The sequence below is a fragment of the Sphingomonas sp. BL-S-25 genome, assembly GCF_055521555.1.
On record NZ_CM145486.1, the window covers coordinates 317,227 to 334,393 of the forward strand.

Annotated in this window: 13 protein-coding genes; 8 read left to right on the plus strand and 5 right to left on the minus strand. The window is 66.3% G+C overall.

The genetic code is table 11. The features are described from left to right. Positions 1–102: 102 nt before the first annotated feature. The 5 genes from ACZ1H8_RS01590 to ACZ1H8_RS01610 form a co-directional block, all read right to left on the minus strand. The gene (locus ACZ1H8_RS01590) at positions 103–3,114 is read right to left on the minus strand and encodes a TonB-dependent receptor (protein WP_465179653.1); all 3,012 of its coding nucleotides are present in this window, start codon (positions 3,112–3,114) and stop codon (positions 103–105) included. Positions 3,115–3,322: 208 nt separating this feature from the next. Further along, positions 3,323–4,459, minus strand: coding sequence for a serine hydrolase domain-containing protein (locus ACZ1H8_RS01595; RefSeq protein WP_465179654.1), 1,137 nt, complete (start codon positions 4,457–4,459; stop codon positions 3,323–3,325). Between the two features lie 223 nt (positions 4,460–4,682). After that, positions 4,683–5,726 carry a rod shape-determining protein gene (locus tag ACZ1H8_RS01600; protein WP_465179655.1) on the minus strand — a complete coding sequence of 348 codons (1,044 nt, stop codon included), beginning with the start codon at positions 5,724–5,726 and terminating at the stop codon, positions 4,683–4,685. A gap of 249 nt (positions 5,727–5,975) precedes the next feature. Next, the gene (locus ACZ1H8_RS01605; protein WP_465179656.1) at positions 5,976–6,632 is read right to left on the minus strand and encodes a response regulator; all 657 of its coding nucleotides are present in this window, start codon (positions 6,630–6,632) and stop codon (positions 5,976–5,978) included. A gap of 8 nt (positions 6,633–6,640) precedes the next feature. Further along, positions 6,641–9,613 carry a sensor histidine kinase gene (locus tag ACZ1H8_RS01610; protein WP_465179657.1) on the minus strand — a complete coding sequence of 991 codons (2,973 nt, stop codon included), beginning with the start codon at positions 9,611–9,613 and terminating at the stop codon, positions 6,641–6,643. A 186-nt stretch (positions 9,614–9,799) separates the two neighbouring features. Here ACZ1H8_RS01610 and ACZ1H8_RS01615 point away from each other — a divergent pair, with 186 nt between their 5' ends. From ACZ1H8_RS01615 to ACZ1H8_RS01650, 8 genes are all read left to right on the plus strand, one after another. After that, on the plus strand, positions 9,800–9,994 hold the full coding sequence (locus tag ACZ1H8_RS01615; protein ID WP_465179658.1) for a hypothetical protein: 195 nt from the start codon (positions 9,800–9,802) through the stop codon (positions 9,992–9,994). Positions 9,995–10,042: 48 nt separating this feature from the next. Further along, positions 10,043–10,702, plus strand: a complete 660-nt coding sequence (locus ACZ1H8_RS01620) for an isochorismatase family protein (protein ID WP_465179659.1) — start codon at positions 10,043–10,045, stop codon at positions 10,700–10,702. A gap of 76 nt (positions 10,703–10,778) precedes the next feature. Next, on the plus strand, positions 10,779–11,615 hold the full coding sequence (locus ACZ1H8_RS01625) for an alpha/beta fold hydrolase (RefSeq protein WP_465179660.1): 837 nt from the start codon (positions 10,779–10,781) through the stop codon (positions 11,613–11,615). A 22-nt stretch (positions 11,616–11,637) separates the two neighbouring features. Next, positions 11,638–11,832: a DUF1427 family protein gene (locus ACZ1H8_RS01630; protein ID WP_465179661.1), complete on the plus strand. Its 195-nt coding sequence runs from the start codon at positions 11,638–11,640 to the stop codon at positions 11,830–11,832. Next, the gene (locus ACZ1H8_RS01635) at positions 11,829–13,760 is read left to right on the plus strand and encodes an amidohydrolase (protein ID WP_465179662.1); all 1,932 of its coding nucleotides are present in this window, start codon (positions 11,829–11,831) and stop codon (positions 13,758–13,760) included. The genes ACZ1H8_RS01630 and ACZ1H8_RS01635 overlap by 4 nt, the downstream gene beginning before the upstream one ends. 1 nt (position 13,761) lies before the next feature. Next, positions 13,762–14,169 carry a DoxX family protein gene (locus tag ACZ1H8_RS01640; RefSeq protein ID WP_465179663.1) on the plus strand — a complete coding sequence of 136 codons (408 nt, stop codon included), beginning with the start codon at positions 13,762–13,764 and terminating at the stop codon, positions 14,167–14,169. Further along, on the plus strand, positions 14,166–15,737 hold the full coding sequence (locus ACZ1H8_RS01645; protein WP_465179664.1) for an MFS transporter: 1,572 nt from the start codon (positions 14,166–14,168) through the stop codon (positions 15,735–15,737). The genes ACZ1H8_RS01640 and ACZ1H8_RS01645 overlap by 4 nt, the downstream gene beginning before the upstream one ends. Next, positions 15,734–17,122 carry an alginate export family protein gene (locus ACZ1H8_RS01650; protein WP_465179665.1) on the plus strand — a complete coding sequence of 463 codons (1,389 nt, stop codon included), beginning with the start codon at positions 15,734–15,736 and terminating at the stop codon, positions 17,120–17,122. Before ACZ1H8_RS01645 ends, ACZ1H8_RS01650 begins: the two co-directional genes overlap by 4 nt. Positions 17,123–17,167 lie beyond the last annotated feature (45 nt).

The following is a 17,167-nucleotide window of genomic DNA, read 5'->3' on the forward strand; positions in this document are numbered from 1 at the left end:
TCTCTCCTGGGCCACGAACCCTGCCCCCCGGGCGCGGAAAAAGCCACCCTCGCGAGAGAGTGGCTTTCCCGTGGCCCGATCCGGACAGGGGGCTGACCCGGATCAGAAGTTGAAGCGAACGCCCGCCTGATAGCGAGCATAACCCGGAGACGCGAAGCTCGCATTGCGGTCCGAGCGCAGATGACCGCGGCGGCCCTCATTCGTCAGGTTGATGCCTTCGACGAATACAGTCAGGCCCTTGGTGAACTCGTAGCTCGCGCTCGCGTCGATCTGCCAATAGGCCTCGACATAGAAGGGGTTGGGGCCCGTTCCCGCAAGGAACTTGTCGCGCCAATTCCACGCGACGCGGGCCTGGATGCCATTCTTGTCATAGAAGCCGACCGCATTGGCGCTGTCGCTGAGCCCGGTCAGCGCAAACTGCGTCACGCTCGACGGCTTGGTATTGTCGTACACCGCGTCGCCATCGACCTTGGTATAGTTGAGAATGACGCCGAAGCCGGTGTCCCAGAAGCTGTGCTGCAGCGCGAATTCCCAACCCTCGAGCACCGCAGTCTGGGTGCTGTTGACCGGGGTCTGGATCTGGAACTGAAGCAACGGATCTTCCGGCAGTGCGAAGATCTTGCCGGTGGTGAAGCCGGCCGGATCGACGCCATCCGGAGCCGTCGAGCCCGGGAAATTGTCGAAGATATACTGGCGGATCGTCTGCGGATTGGCAGCTGCCCCCAGCGCCGCAACCGCAGCCTGATAGCGCGGACCATTGGCGACCGTTCGCAGGCCGAACGCCGTCTCGTTGACGCGATCCTGCGAAATGAAGTTCGAGACGTTCTTGCGGAAATAGCCCACCGACACATAGCTGGTCGGGGCGTAATACCATTCGGCCGACAGATCGATATTCTTCGACTTGTACGGCAGCAGGCTCGGATTGCCGCGACTGCCGGTGCCGTTGGCAATGCGGAACTGCGAGTCCAGCGTCAGCCCCCCCTGCAGACTGCCATAGTCCGCACGCGTGATCGTGTGGCTGTAGGACGCGCGAAGCTTGACGTTCTGGAACGGCGAGACGTCAAAATCGATCGCCGGCAGCCAATTCTGGTAGTTACCCTTGAACCCGGTGAATTCGGACTCGTCCGAATAGATGACGTAGAACTCGTTCGCTGCATTCCACGAGGTGCCGGTCGGCACGGGCACCAGCGCCTGTGAGTCGACGACCGTATGCTCGTAGCGGACGCCAGCCACGAGATGCGCCGGATTGCCGAACAGGTCGAACTTGTTCGCGACCTGTAGATACGGCGAGAGAATCTTTTCGCGGGTCCGGCGATCGACGGTATAGTTGGCCAAGCAAGTGCCCGGCGCCGCAGTGCCGGTCTGCGGGTCGCTGCACATCTGGTACTTGGCTTCGATCAGGTCGACCATCCGTTCGAAATCGAACGAATAGAAGCTCTGGATCATTCCTGCCCCGGCGCCCGACACGCCCTTGAACTTGTCCGGCAGGCTGACGAGCGTGAAAATGTCGTCGGGGATATCCGAAGCCGGGCCTGCCCCGCTCCAGGTTTCGTTCTGGACAAAGCCATAGGCCGAGCGGATCTTGTTCTCGATATAGGAAACGCCGAAGTCGATGCTGTCGAGGAAACCGCCCTCGTGGTCATAGCGGCCGCGCAGCTGGATCTGGTCGATGTCGTCGCGGAAATAGGCGTTGCGGAACGCGTTGCCGGTCGGCGTTATCAGCGAGCGGTCGAGTGCGTCGATCCCCGGCTGCATGACATAGGAGATGACCGGCAGGTCGTTCTCGAAATTGACCGTCTGGCTGGCGACTCCGAACACGGCATTGCCGACCGAAACGCTGGTTCCGTACTTGTTCGTCGGCTTCGATTCCGCGCTCGACGAGTGGAAGTCGAGTTCCATCGTCATGTTGCCCGGGGCATCCCAGCGCAGGTTCGCGCCGAGCGACTTGTTCTCGCTGCGGTTGGCGACGAGCGAACCGCTATACGAAAGGTCCTTGCGCTCCCCGGCGCCGAAGCGTTCGGTGTAGAAGAGCGGACCGGCGACGGGGCCATCGGTCCACGCGCTCGACGTGTCGGCATGGTTGAACCAGATGCCTACGTTGCTGTTCCGCACTTCGACGGTATTGCGCGAATAGGTGTAGTCGACGGTCGCGGTCAGCGAGTCGATCGGGCGGAACTGGAGTACCGCCTGGCCATTGATTCGCTCGCGGTCGATGTCGTTCAGATCGTAGGACGCATTCTGGGCGACCTGATAGACGTCGTTCGGGCCCGGACGATTGATGATGTTCGCGGAGCCGGGCGTGCCGGGCTGCGCCAGCGAGCCCCAATTGTTCTCCGAACCCAGATAGCCGTCGCGCCAGCCGACATTCGCAGTGTTCGTGCTGGCCTTGCGGCGCTGATAGGAACCGATCAGCAGCACGCCGATCCGATCGTCGGCAAAGGTGTTGCTGATGAAGCCGGACACTTCCGGCGTGATCTCGGTGCCCTGGTTGTACGAAGTATCGTACACCGCCTTGGCCGACACGCTCCCGCGCAGACCGGGGCGATCGAACGGGCGCGGGGTGCGGATGTTAATTGACGAACCGATACCGCCCGAGGGAATGCTCGCGCGGCCTGTCTTATAGACCTCGACTCCCGCGATGCCTTCGGACGCCAGGTTGGCGAAGTCGAACGAGCGCGACGCCGGCGGACTGGCGCCATCGCCCAGCGACGAGGTCGGCATCTGACGACCGTTCAGGGTAACCAGGTTGAACTCGGGGCCGAAGCCGCGGACCGTGACAAGGGAGCCCTCGCCGTTCGATCGATCGATCGATACGCCGGTGATGCGCTGGAGCGACTCGGCCAGGTTGGTGTCCGGGAACTTGCCGATGTCCTCGGCAGAGATCGCATCGACCACGCCGTAAGCGTCGCGCTTGATGTCGACCGAGGCGCGAAGACTGGCGCGGATACCGGTAACGACGATCTCTTCGCCGGCGTCGTCCTGAGTGACGGGGCCGTCCTGAGCCGCGGGTGCAGCAGGCTCATCCTGAGCCAGCGCGACACCGGGAGCAGCGATCGCGAGGACCGATGCCCCGACGACCAGACGAAATAGCGAGCGAGCCTTGAAGCTTTTCATAAATCCTCCCCTGAGAGACACGGCGCCCCGAAAAGACGCTCTTTGTTATGGGAACGTTCACAAATGAGAACGTTCCCTTCTTCCCACTGTCCAACGTTGTCAAGCAATCTCGTGCATTTGCGCAATCGGATTTGAGCTACGGTTGCAATCAGGCAACAGTTGGACGCCGTACCGGACGGGGCGGCTATGTCAGCAGCGCCGAATGGTGTCAGTCGGTCTTCGGCTCCGCGGACGCGTGACCCCCTTCCGACTGCTGAAGCTCCAGCCAGTCGGTCTGCGGGAGCCCGTACAGCATGTCGAAGAACTCCAGTTGCAGCCGAGCCGCCTTGAATTGGTTGCTGTTCCACAACATCACAATCCCGCTACGTTCCGCCGGATCGAACAGGATGAGCGAGCCATAGCCATCGACCGACCCGCGATGCCCCACAAGGCTGCGGCCGGCATAGGTGTAACTCCGCCAGCCCAGGCCATAGGATGCGTTCGTCAGCGCCCGATCCATCGGCCCGCGACGCCCGTGCGGCGGGGTGGACACACGCGGATGATGCATCATGTCGAGCAGCTTGGGCGACAGGACCGCCGGCGCGTCTCCCATCTGCGCGCGCATCCAGCGCAGCAGATCCTCGATCGACGAATTGACGCCGCCCGCGGCGGGGACGTGATAGTAATTATCGTCGACCTGGGCGGGCACCCGGCCGCGATGATGCGGCTGCGCCCAGCGCGCGGCACCTTGCAGCCCTGCGCGCCCGACGCTGGCATGCGTCATGCCGAGCGGGCCGAACAGGCGCGCGCGGGCGACGCTCGCATAGTCCTGACCCGTCGCGCCTTCGACGATCTCCGAGGCGGTGTCGAAGGCGATATTCTGATAGGAATAGCAGGTCGCGGGCGGACAGAAGGGCGCCAGCGTGCCCAACTCGGACCGCAGTTTCTTCGGGTCCTCGCCCGCCTCAAGCCGATCATCCCATGCATTTCGAACGAGGCCCAGCCGATGCGACAACACATCGGCGACGGTGACATTGCGCGTATCGCCCGGCAGCGTGAGTGTCGTGTGCAGCGACGCAACCGACGCATCGAGCGAGAGCTTGCCCTCGTCCGCGAGCCCTGCAACCAGCGCAGCCGCCACGCTCTTCGACAGCGAGGCCCAACGGAAGACAGTGTCAGGCGTGATCGGTACGCCCGACCCCGCCACCGTCTCGCCATACCCCTTCACGAACCGCACCCGCCCCCGCTCGACCGTGCCGACCGCAAGCCCGACCATGTCGGGATCCTGCATCAGGGCAGCGATCCGCGCGTCGAGGCGGCGATAGTTGACACGGGGCGGAGAGGCGTCATTTTCGCGTTCTGGCAACAGTCCTGCCGAGTTGGCGATCCCGTGTGCGGGCGATCCCGAGTCTGATCGCAAGACCGCGAAGGTCGCCATCGTCGCAGCGACGACCACCAGAATAGAAACGAGCGCAATTTTCTTCGACCGGCCGATCACCGATTTTTCCTTTTCGACCAGCCGTCGCGACTTGCAACAATGACGGCTCGATCACCACCCTTCAATTCTGCAATGCTGCCGGACCGGTAGGTCAGAAGCTGTACATCACGCCGCGATAATTCGGGTCTTCCAGCGCCAGGCCGGCACCGGTCGCGACGCACATCAGGGCGTTGTCCGCCACTGTAACGGGCAGGCCGGTCGCGTTGGAAAGTACGACGTCGAGATTCGACAACAGACTTCCGCCGCCAGTCATCACGATGCCCTGGTCGTGAATGTCGGCCGCCAGCTCCGGCTCGGCCTTTTCGAGCGCCTGCAGCACCGCCTCGACGATCTGTGCCGTCAGGTCCGACAGGAAATTGGCGATCTCGCCCTGGCTGACCTCCACCTCGGCGGGCATGCCCTTGAGCAGGTCGCGGCCGCGCACGGCGACCGATGTTCCGACGCCATCGTCCGGGGCGAGCGCCGTGCCGATCTCGACCTTGATCCGCTCCGACGTCGCGTCGCCGACCATCAGATTGTGCCGGCGACGGATGCCCGAGGCGATCGCCTCGTCCATCCGGTCGCCGCCGACGCGAATCGACGCGCTATAGGCGAGACCGCGCAGCGACAGGATCGCGACCTCAGTGGTGCCGCCGCCGATATCGACGACCATCGCGCCCAGCGGTTCGGTCACCGGCAGCCCGGCGCCGATGGCAGCGGCCATCGATTCCTCGATCAGGCTGACGTTGCGCGCCCCGGCATTGGTCGCCGCCTTCTGGATCGCGCGGCGCTCGACCTGGGTCGCGCTGCTGGGAATGCTGATCGCGATGTCGGGGCCGCGCGCCAGCCGGCGCTTTCCGCCCCGCGCCTTCTCGATGAAATATTTGAGCATCTGCTCGGCCATTTCGAGATCGGCGATCACGCCGTCCCGCATCGGGCGGATGGTCTGGACGTTGCCGGGCGTCTTGCCGAGCATCAGCTTGGCCTCCGCGCCGATCGCGCGCACCTTGGGGATACCGCTGACCGTTTCCATCGCGACGACGGACGGTTCGTTGAGGACGATCCCGCTGCCGCGCAGATACACGACCGTGTTTACCGTTCCGAGGTCGATGGCAAGATCATGGGACCCGCCCGAAAAGCTACGCAGAAACCGCATTCACATCAATCTGTTGGCATCGGTAGCGGCCCGCACCCCCGCGAGCTCCACACGATGGGTGGAACCGTCGGGTGCGCAAGCAGCAGAATGCGGTCAAGCGACTTCGCGCCTGCACGAGCGCCCCGAGCGATCAATTGATGCCATGGCGTCACGATCGGGCCGAGTCGAGCGCGTTCCGCGCTAACCTGCTGGAGGGACGCTACGCTCGAACCGCACATCGGACCGCGGTCAGTACGGGCTGCGATCACATCAGCTCAGATAGCCACGCCTCACCGCGATCGTCACCGCATGGGTCCGATCATCGACGCCCAGCTTTTCGAACACCGATTTGAGATGCGATTTCACCGTCTCGATCGACAGCGAGAGTTGCCAGGCGATCTGCTTGTTGGGATGGCCCTCGGCGACGAGGCGCAGCACATCGATCTCGCGTTCGCTCAATCGGTCCTGCGGCGCGTGCAACGCCAGTTGCTGGGCGACGTCGGCGGAGATCACGCGACGCCGCGCATGAACCGCGCGGACCGTATCGATCAGTTCCTTGCGCAGACAGGATTTCAGCAGATAGCCGGCAGCACCCGCCTGGATCGCGCGATGCGCCTGGGCATCGCCGGGATAGGTGGTCAGGATCAGCACCGCCGCATCGGGCTGCTCGCCGCGGATCGCCTCCAGCGCCTCGATGCCGCCCAGTCCCGGCATCTGGACGTCCATCAGCACGACATCGGGGCGCAGATCGCGGAACATCGCCAGTGCCTCGTGCCCGTCATTCGCCTCGCCGATGACCGCGACGTCCGCATGCCGTGTCAGCGCGGCGCAAATGCCCTCGCGCATCATCGGGTGGTCGTCGACCACCAGTACCCGGATCGGCGGGGCGCCTGCGGGCGAACCGGCCCTGTCTGTGGAAAGCGCCATTGCCGGCCCTAGCTGTCTTCGCGTCTGCCCGCGCGATACACCATCGCGGCGGGCGCTGTCACGGTGACCTCGGTTCCGCCCTCGCGCCTGCGCTCGATTGCGAAAGTGCCTCCGAACCGCGCCACCCGCTCGCGCATGCCCGGTATGCCATAATGGCCGCGGCGGCCTTCCCGGGCGATCTCGGCGGGGATGCCGATTCCGTCATCGACGACACGCAGCATCAGCCCACCCGGCCGATATTGAAGCTCCACACTCACATCCGAAGCATGGGCGTGCCGCGCGACATTGAACAGCACTTCCGAGGCGATGCTGGCCAGTTCATCCCAAGCCACGACGTCGATCGGGCGCGCGGTGCCGATCGAGCGTACCGCCGCAGTGATCGCGGTGCCGGCAAGCTGGCGCCGGGCGATCTCGCGCAGCGCAGCCTCGGGATCGTCGCTACCTTCGGTCCGGCGAAGGTCGCGCAGGCGATCCCGGCCCTCCGCGAGCACCACATCCGCGCGATCCATCGCATCATCGAGATCGGGCCGCGCCTGATGATCGTCGGGCAGGCCGTCGATGGCGAACTGGAACCGCAACATCAGCGCCTGGATCGACTGGAGCAGCGTATCGTGAATATCGCGCGCCACGCTCTCGCGCTCACGCAGCCGGTCGAGCAGGCGCGAGCGGATCTGGCGCGCAAGCACACGGACGCGGATGCGATAGGCAAGCCATAGCAGCCCCAGCGCCGCGGCCAGGCAGATCAACTTGAACTTCCAGCTTTGCAAGAAGGTCGCCGGAATCTCGAATACCAGCGTCTGCCCTTCGCGGTTCCAGGCGCCGTCGGCATTTACGCCGATGACGTGGAAGACGTACCGCCCGGGCGAGAGGTTGGTATAGGTCGCCTCCCGGCGGCTGCCCGCGGCGGTCCACTCGCCCGCCTGCCCTTCGAGCCGGAAATAGGCGGCGTTGCGGCTGGGCACGGCAAGACTGTTGACCGCGAAGCCGATCTGGACGGTGTGCGTCCCCTTCGGCAGCACCATCAGACCCGACGGGTCTCGCCAGCGCGTGCCCCCCACCGACAGGCTGCGGATGTGGATCGGCGGCGGCAGCGCATTCGCCTCCAGCAGCGACGGGTCGACCACCAGCGGCCCGGCGCGCGTCGCGACGATCACCCGGCCGTCGCCAACCGCTGCGACCTGCGCGCCGCGAAAGCTGATCGCCTGCCCACGCGTCTCGTATCCGTCGTGCGCATCGAAGCTACGATGCGCGATTCCCGCACCCGGACTGGCAAAGCCCCGCTCCAGGTCTTGCGCCTCAATCCGCACGATCCCGAGCCGGGCGAGGAACCAGGCCGCACCATCATTTCCCCGCGCCATGCCGCGTACGCCGCTCAGCGAAGGATTGGCCGCAGTCCCGATCCGCTGGACCTTTTCACCTTGAATTCGCGCAATGCCGCCAGCACCGCTGGCATAGACCCCCGCTTGCGACGGCCAGAGCGTCGAGACGGGGCCGATACCCAGTTGCCTGGCGGAAATGTGGCTCTGTGTGTCCGGAGTCAGGCGAAGCAGCTCGGCCGCGCCGTTATTGACGAGCACACCGGCTCCGTTCGGATCCGGAACGATATCCAGCACGCCGCCGGCGAGCGCAGCCGGAACCCGCCGCCAGGCTCCTCGCCTGCCGGTCCAGATCGCACCCTCGCCGTCCAGCCAAAGCCTGCCGTCGCGATCCTCCGCGCAGCTCGTAGGCGTCATCCGGTCGCGCGGCAGGGAATAACCGATACCCTCACCCCCGCCATAGCGCGTCACCCGCCCGGCATGGACCGCCCAAACCCCGCCTCCAGTGGCCGGACACAGGGCACCGACCCGACCGACCCCATCGCGAACGACCCGCCCCGGCGCACCCGGCGCGATGGCATAGAGGCGGTGCGCCGCCGCAACAAACACGGTGCCGTCGGCCGCGGCCGCCATCTTCAACCCATCCTGCACGTCGGTCGGGATCAGCGGGAGGCGCGCGATCGCGACGGGTCGGTAGCGATCGAGTCCCGCATCGGTTGCGACCCAGACGCTGCCTTCGCGGTCGACAAAGGTCTCGATCGTCGCGTCGGAGGTCAGCAGGCGTCCGGCCTGCAGCCGCTCCAGCGGCGCTGCGGCTGCCGGATCGATCCGGAACAGGCCGACACCGCGCGTCGTGCCCCAGATCCCTCCGCGACGGTCGAATGCCAATGAGGGAACCGCAGCGCCCGGTACTGCCGCAACGTCACGCCCCCCCGCAATCGCGTTGCCGAGCCGGTCACGGATGCGCCGCGTACCGATAATATCGGAGATCCACAGCGCATCGTCCGGTGCACGCCCCAGCATCGTGAAACCGACGCGGTCCGGTTCGGTGACGAAGCGGCTCGCGCCCCAGGGCAGGCGCGCCAGGCTCCCGACTTCGCGGCTCTGGCCCAGCGATACCCACAGGCTGTCGTCGGCGGTCGTCGCCATGGATGCGATCTCGCCGGGGGGCAGCGCGACCACAGGGTCCATCAGCTGCCACTTGCCCTCGAGATATCGGAACAGGCGATTGCCCTGCCCGCCCCATGACGTCCAGATGGCGCCGTCGCGGGTCTGGGCGAATTTCAGAATCGATGGCGGCGCATCCGGCATCGGCACCGGGACGAGCCGTCCGGATCGATATATGGCGGCGCCGGCATTCTGGTTGAAACCGACCCAGATGGTGCCTGTCCGATCATGGAAAATCGAGGTCGGGATGGCGTTAGCGAACCGGCTGTCGGGCGGCAGCGGGATCCGCTCGAAGCTCAATCCGTCGAAGCGATAAACGCCTTCCGCCGAGGCCAGCCAGAGATAGCCGTCGCGCGACTGGGTGATCCCGACCACATTTCCCGGCGCGCCCTGCTCCGGCGTCCAGCTGCTATGCTTGAACCCCTCGATTCCCGCGGTCACCGCTCGCGCCGGCATCAGCATCGCCAGACCGAGCAACAGCCACCGCCATCGTCGCACGCGCGAATCCCCCTTCATCCCGGCCTACGGGTAGCGACCGGCATAGCGCATGGCGAGCCGCGTCGCTCACCCGAATGGGGGATCGGATCGCCCCCCCTGCCAGTGGGCCGCCTCGGCCGGACCGGGTCTAATCATCCTCCTGTCGATCGCCGTCGAGGCGGCCGGCGAGAACGGGGGAGATGATCCATGTCGACACCAATGACCGCCGCACCGTCGCCACAGACGGACAGCCGCACCACCGCAAGGCTGGTCGCAGGCATCGCCGGCCTGGTCATCCTTCCCCTGCTGTGTGCCGCCGCACGGGAGGCCGGATGGCCGGCGGCGATCCTGCTTCTGAGCGTCGGCGCGATCATCGCGCTGTCGCGCTCCGACCCGGCCTGAACCGATCCGTCCAGTCATCACACCAAATTCGACACCCGAAAGGAACCCATGATGCCAACCGCAACTGCAACGCCCGGCAAGACCCTGCTCTCCGGCGACGACCACGCGCTGGTCCTGATCGATTTCCAGTCGCAAATGGCCTTTGCGACCAAGTCGATCGCGGCCGAACTGCTGCGCAACAACGCCGCACTGATCGCCAATGCCGCCGCCGGTTTCGCGGTCCCCACCGTCCTGACCACGGTCGCCGAGAAGAGCTTCTCCGGCCCGATGTTCACCGAGATCACCGACCCGTTCCCCGGCCAGGCGCTGCTCGACCGCACGTCGATGAACACCTGGGAAGACTCGGCGGTCATCGACGAGATCAACCGCATCGGCCGCTCGCGGCTCGTCTTCGCCGGGCTGTGGACCTCGGTCTGCATCGTCGGGCCGGTGCTGTCGGCAATCGATCAGGGTTTCGAGACCTATGTCATCACCGACGCCAGCGGCGACATCTCCGAGGAAGCGCATGAGCGCGCCGTCGCCCGCATGATCCAAGCCGGTGCCCGGCCGATGACCGCGCTCCAGTATCTGCTCGAACTCCAGCGCGATTGGGCGCGAGGCGAGACCTATGAGCTGACCACCGGCATCGCCCGCAAATGGGGCGGCGCCTACGGCCTGGGGGTCACCTACGCCAAGACGATGTTCGGCGCCTCCGAAGGCGGCCGCTGACGCCCCGGGCGGGCGACCAGCCGCGCCGTCCGCCCCGTTCCCACCGTACCACACCTACCGACAAAGGAACCTGACCATGACCACCATCACCACGCAGGACGGCACCGAGATCTTCTTCAAGGACTGGGGCCCGAAGGACGCCCAGCCGATCATGTTCCACCATGGCTGGCCGCTCTCTTCTGACGATTGGGACAGCCAGATGCTGTTCTTCTTCAACCAGGGCTTCCGCGTGGTCGCGCATGATCGCCGCGGCCATGGCCGCTCGGCCCAGGTCGATTTCGGCCATGACATGGACCACTATGCCTCCGACGCGGCGGCGGTGGTCGAGCATCTCGACCTGAAGAACGTGGTCCATATCGGCCATTCGACCGGCGGCGGCGAAGTGGCCGCCTACGTCGCCCGCTATGGCATCCCGCAGGGCCGCGTCGCCAAGGCGGTGCTGGTCGCATCGGTTCCGCCGGTCATGCTCGATACCGAACGCTATCCCGACGGTCTGCCGATGGCAGTCTTCGACGGCCTGCGCGCCGGGCTTGCCGCCAATCGCTCGCAGTTCTTCCGCGACGTCGCGGACGGCTCCTTCTACGGCTTCAACCGTCCCGGCGCGGAGGTGAAGCAGGCGGTTGCCGACAATTGGTGGCGCCAGGGCATGATGGGCAGCACGCTCGCTCATTATCTCGGCATCAAGGCGTTCTCCGAGACCGACCAGACCGACGATCTCAAGGCGATGACCGTGCCGACTCTGGTGCTTCAGGGCGATGACGATCAGCTGGTGCCGTACAAGCACGCCGCGCTGCTCCAGGCCGAGTTGCTGCCGGATGCGACGACCAAGATCTATCCCGGCTTCTCGCACGGCATGCTGACGGTGAATGCGGACACGCTGAACGCCGATCTGCTCGCCTTCATCCGCGGCTGACGATCGAGGGGGAGCGACATCCATGAAACCCTATCTCCTCTCCCTGGGGGCCGGGCTGATCGTCGGCATCGTCTACAGCCTGATGGGTGTCCGCTCCCCCGCCCCGCCGACGATCGCGCTGATCGGGCTCGCCGGCATGCTCGCCGGTGAGCAGATCCTGCCGCTGGCCAAGCGGCTCTCGGCCATCGCCATCACCCGCGAGGATCCCCGACCATGATCGACCTGACCCGCCGCGGCGCGCTTGCCGGCGCCGCCACCACTGCCCTGCTGACCGCCACGGAGGCCTTCGCCATGTCCGAACCCGACCTCATCATCGTCAACGCCAAGGTGACGACGCTCGACCGCGCCAATCCCGTTGCGGACGCCGTCGCGATCCGGGGCGGAAAGTTCCTGGCGGTGGGTCCGGAGTCCGAGGTGCGTGCGGCGGTTCGCCCCGGTCCGACGCGAATCGACGCCCGCGGCCGCCGGCTGATCCCCGGCCTGATCGACAGCCATATCCATGTGATCCGTGGCGGGCTGAACTATAACATGGAGCTGCGCTGGGACGGGGTCCCGACGCTGGCCGACGCGATGGCGATGCTGAAGCGACAGGTCGCCAACACCCCGCCGCCGCAATGGGTGCGCGTGGTCGGCGGCTTCACCGAGCATCAGTTCGCAGAGAAGCGCCTGCCGACTCTGGCCGAAATCAATGCGGTCGCGCCCGACACGCCGGTCTTCATCCTGCACCTGTACGACCGGGCGCTGCTCAACGCCGCGGCGCTCCGCGCGGTCGGCTACACCAAGGACACGCCCAACCCGCCGGGCGGCGAGATCATGCGGGATACCGCAGGAAACCCGACCGGCCTGTTGCTGGCGCAGCCGAATGCGACGATCCTCTATGCGACGCTGGCCAAGGGTCCCAAGCTGCCCGAAGACTATCAGCTGAACTCGACCCGCCACTTCATGCGCGAGCTCAATGGACTGGGCGTGACGAGTGTGATCGACGCCGGTGGCGGTTTTCAGAATTACCCCGACGATTATCGCATCATCGAGAAGCTGCACGGTGACGGGCAGCTCACGCTGCGCATCGCCTATAATCTGTTCACCCAGAAGCCGAAGGAAGAGCTGAAGGACTTCGCGACCTGGTCGACCCAGGTGAAGCCCGGCGACGGTGACGACACCTATCGTCACAATGGCGCGGGCGAGATGCTGGTCTACTCGGCGGCCGATTTCGAGGATTTCCGTGTCGAGCGACCGGACATGCCGCCGAGCATGGAAGGCGATCTGGAGCCCGTCGTCCGGCTGCTGGCCGAGCGCCGCTGGCCCTGGCGACTGCACGCGACCTATGACCAGACGATCTCGCGCGCGCTCGATGTATTCGAGAAGGTCAATCGCGACGTCCCGCTGCAGGGGCTCAACTGGTTCTTCGACCATGCGGAGACGATCAGCGAACGCAATATCGATCGCATCGCCGTGCTGGGCGGCGGGATCGCGGTGCAGCACCGCATGGCGTTCCAGGGCGAATATTTCGTCGAGCGCTACGGCGCCAAGGCAGCCGAGGCGACCCCGCCGATCAGGCGGATGCTCGACGCCGGACTGCCGGTGGGTGCCGGCACCGATGCGACCCGCGTCGCCAGCTACAATCCTTGGGTCTCGCTGTCCTGGCTGGTCACCGGCCGCACGCTGGGCGGGCTGAATCTCTATCTCGCGCGCAACCGCCTGGATCGCGAGACCGCCTTGCGCCTCTGGACGGAGCGCAACACTTGGTTCTCGAACGAAAGCGGCAAGAAGGGCCAGATCAAGCAGGGGCAGCTTGCCGATCTCGCCCTGCTGTCCGACGACTATTTCAGCGTCGCGGAGAGCGAGATCGCACAGCTTCGATCGGTGCTGACCCTGCTGGGCGGGACTGTGGTGCACGGCGAGGGCGATTATGCCGACATCGCCCCCGCCCTGCCGAGGCCGATGCCCGACTGGTCGCCGGTGGCGACGTTCGGCGGCTATCATCGCGTGCCCGAGACGGCGCAGAAGCTCGCCTCCGCCTGTGGCTGTCACAGCGCCTGCGCAGTGCACGGCCACGATCATGCCGCGGCGCTGGTCGCCTCGGCGCCGGTCGCCGATGTCCAGAGCTTCTGGGGCAGCTTCGGCTGCGGCTGCTGGGCGATCTGAGATGGACCGCTCCATCCTTGCCCGGCTGCTGGCCGACCGCCGCTTCGTCCTCGCTTCGGCGACCGTCCTCACCCTGCCCTATTGGTCGAGCGGGCTGCTGAAGCTCGCCGACTGGCGCGGCGCAGTCGGCGAAGCCGCCCATTTCGGGCTGGAGCCCGCGGCTGCGGTCGCAGCGCTCACCATCCTCGTCCAGATCGGCGGATCGCTGCTGGTGATCCACGGGCGCCATGCCTGGCTCGGCGCCGGGGCGCTGGGCGTGTTCACCGCGCTCGCGACGCTGATCGCCCATCCCTTCTGGCAGGTCGCCGACCCCATGCTGCGGTTCCACGAGCGCAACACCTTCCTGGAGCACGTCGGGCTGATCGGCGGGCTGATGCTCGCCGCCGCCATCGGACGGAGGGACGCATGACCGTGACGTCCGACAAGCCGCTGGCCAACCCGGTCTTCCGCGCGCTGTGGATCGCCACCGTCGTCTCCAATATCGGCACGTGGATGCACGATGTCGGTGCCGGATGGCTGATGACCTCGCTGTCGTCCGACCCGCTGATGGTGGCGCTCGTCCAGGCGGCCACCACTCTGCCGATGTTCGTCCTGGCGCTGCCGGCGGGGGCGCTGGCCGATATCGTCGATCGGCGACGGCTGCTGATCGGGGCCCAGATCTTCGGGCTCATCGCGACGCTGATCCTCGCGCTCACCACCGCGACGGGACTGACCGACGCCTGGCTGCTGCTGGCGATAACCGCAGCGATCGCCGTCGGCGCGGCACTGTCCGCTCCCACCTTCCAGGCGATCGTGCCCGAACTGGTCGGCGGCCCGGCGCTGCAACAGGCGGTCGCGCTGAACAGCCTGGGCGTCAACATCGCCCGGGCGATCGGGCCGGCACTGGGCGGGCTGATCATCGCCGCCTCCGGCACCGCCGCGGTCTTTGCGCTCAATGCGGTGTCGGTGACGGGCGTGATCATCGTGCTGTGGCGCTGGCGGCGAACCGCCGCGGAGCGTCATTTGCCCGCCGAGCATTTCGTCGGCGCGATGCGCGCCGGCCTTCGATACGCATTGCGTGCGCCGGAACTTCAGATCGTCCTGATCCGGTCGGTCGGCTTCTTCCTGTTCGCCAGCGGCCTGTGGGCCTTACTGCCGATCATCGCCCGCCGTGACCTTGGCCTGGGGCCGGCAGGCTATGGCGGGTTGCTGACGGTCATGGGCTTGGGCGCGATCTGCGGCGCGCTGCTGATGCCGCGGCTCCGTGGTCGGCTGGGGGCCAACCGCACGACGGTCGTCGCTTCGATCCTCCTCGCCGCCGCGATGGCGGGCCTCGCGCTGGCGGGGAGCTTCGTTACCGCCGCCGCTGCCCTGGCCGCCGGCGGCTTTGCCTGGATCGCGATGATGGCATCGCTGAACGGCGGCGCGCAGTCGAGTTCGCCGGGCTGGGTCAAGGCGCGCGCGCTGGCGATCTATCTGCTGGTCTTCCAGGGATCGATGACCGCGGGATCCACCCTGTGGGGAACGATCGCCAGCCAGGTCGGCGTGCCGGCGACGCTGATGCTGGCGGCGGCGTTGCTCGTCACGGCCACGCTGGCGCTTGCCTGGCGCTATCCGCTCGACGGTATGGCGAAGCTCGATCTCGCGCCCTCACTCCACTGGCCCTCGCCGGTCACCGAAAGCACCGTCGAGCACGACCGTGGCCCGGTGATGGTGACGATCGAATATCGCATCGCTCCGGATCGGGTCCCGGCCTTTTTCGAACAGATGCAGGGCATGCGCCGCATCCGCAGGCGCGACGGCGCGATCCATTGGGGCCTTTACGAGGATGTTGCCGAGCCGGGCCTGGTGCTGGAGACGTTCACCGTCGAGAGCTGGCTCGAGCATCTGCGCCAGCATGACCGCGTCACCAACGCCGATCGCGTCCGCCAGGATCAGGTCGGGGCATTTCAGCTGGACGGCGTGGCGCCGGTCGTGCGCCACCTGATCGCACGATGATCCGCCGCTGCGCCGCTGCCGCGCTGCTGATGCTGCCGGGCGCGGCGCTGGCCCAGTCCGGAGGCGATGCGACGGTGGCGCAGACCAATCTGCGCTACGACGAGGACTGGGCGAGCCTGCGCGACGCGCCGCACCGCAATGCCGACTGGTGGCAGCGGTTGAAGGACCGTCCGCTCGATGCCGATGGCGATGTTCGCCTAACGCTGGGTGCCGAAGCGCGCGCCCGGTTTGAGGGGTTTCGCGACAATCTCTGGGGCCAGCCGCCTGCACCCGATGACGGCTATCTGTGGCTGCGCTTCATGCCGCTGGCCGATCTCCACGCCGGCCCGGTGAGCGCGTTCGTCCAGGGGATAGCGGCGCGCGCCAATGGCGTCGGCGCAGGTGCCGGGCCGGCAGACACGACCGGCATCGACGTCCTTCAGGCCTTTGCCGACGTCCGGCTGCCGCTCGGCAGCCGCGCGACGGTCACGCTGCGCGGCGGACGCGAACTGGTCGCATTGGGCTCCGAACGCCTGGTGGGGCTGCGCTATGGGCCCAATGTGCCGCAGGCTTTTGACGGGTTGCGCGGCATGCTCGACATCGGCTCCGCCCGGATCGAGGCGTTCGACTTTCGCCCGGTGGCGGTCGGTCCCGGGGATTTCGACGATCGGAGTTCTTCGACCCGGGCGCTGCACGGTGTCTATGCCACCCTGCCCTTGGCAGCAGGCGCCAATGCCGATCTGTACTGGCTGCGCTATGACAATCAGGCCGCCCGCTTCCATGACCTAAACGGACAGGAGCAACGCGACACGTTCGGCATCAGGCTATGGGGGCGCCGTGGCGCTCTGGCTTGGAACTGGGAGGCGATGATCCAGCGCGGCCGGTTCGAGGGCGAGGCGATCCGCGCCTGGTCGATCGCGAGCGAGACCAGCTATGCCTGGCCACAGCTCCAATTCGCCCCCCGCCTTCGCCTCCGCGCCAATATCGCCAGTGGCGACCGCAATCCCGAAGACCATACGCTTGACACGTTCAACGCGATGTTCCCCAAGGGCAAGTATTTCGGGGAACTCTCTCCGATCGGCCCCCGCAACATCATTAACCTGCATCCCAGCCTAGACTTCGATCTCGGAGGCGGGGTGACCGCGGAACTCGTCGGCATCGCCTATTGGCGCGCCAGCCGCGGCGACGGGATCTACGATGTGCCAGGACAACTCATCCGGGGTGCAAGCGGCAGCCGCGCGCGCCACATCGGCAATCAGCTGGAAGCGTCGGTAATCTGGCAGGCCAATCCGACACTCTCCTTCTCCGCATCCGCCTCGCTCTTTTCTGCCGCAAGATTCCTGCAAGAGACCGGTCCGGCGAAGCCGATCCACATGATCGCCGGCGAGGCTATGCTCAGGTTTTGATGCGGGCAGATGATCGGCGCACGTGGTTCGCAGGTCTAGCAGACA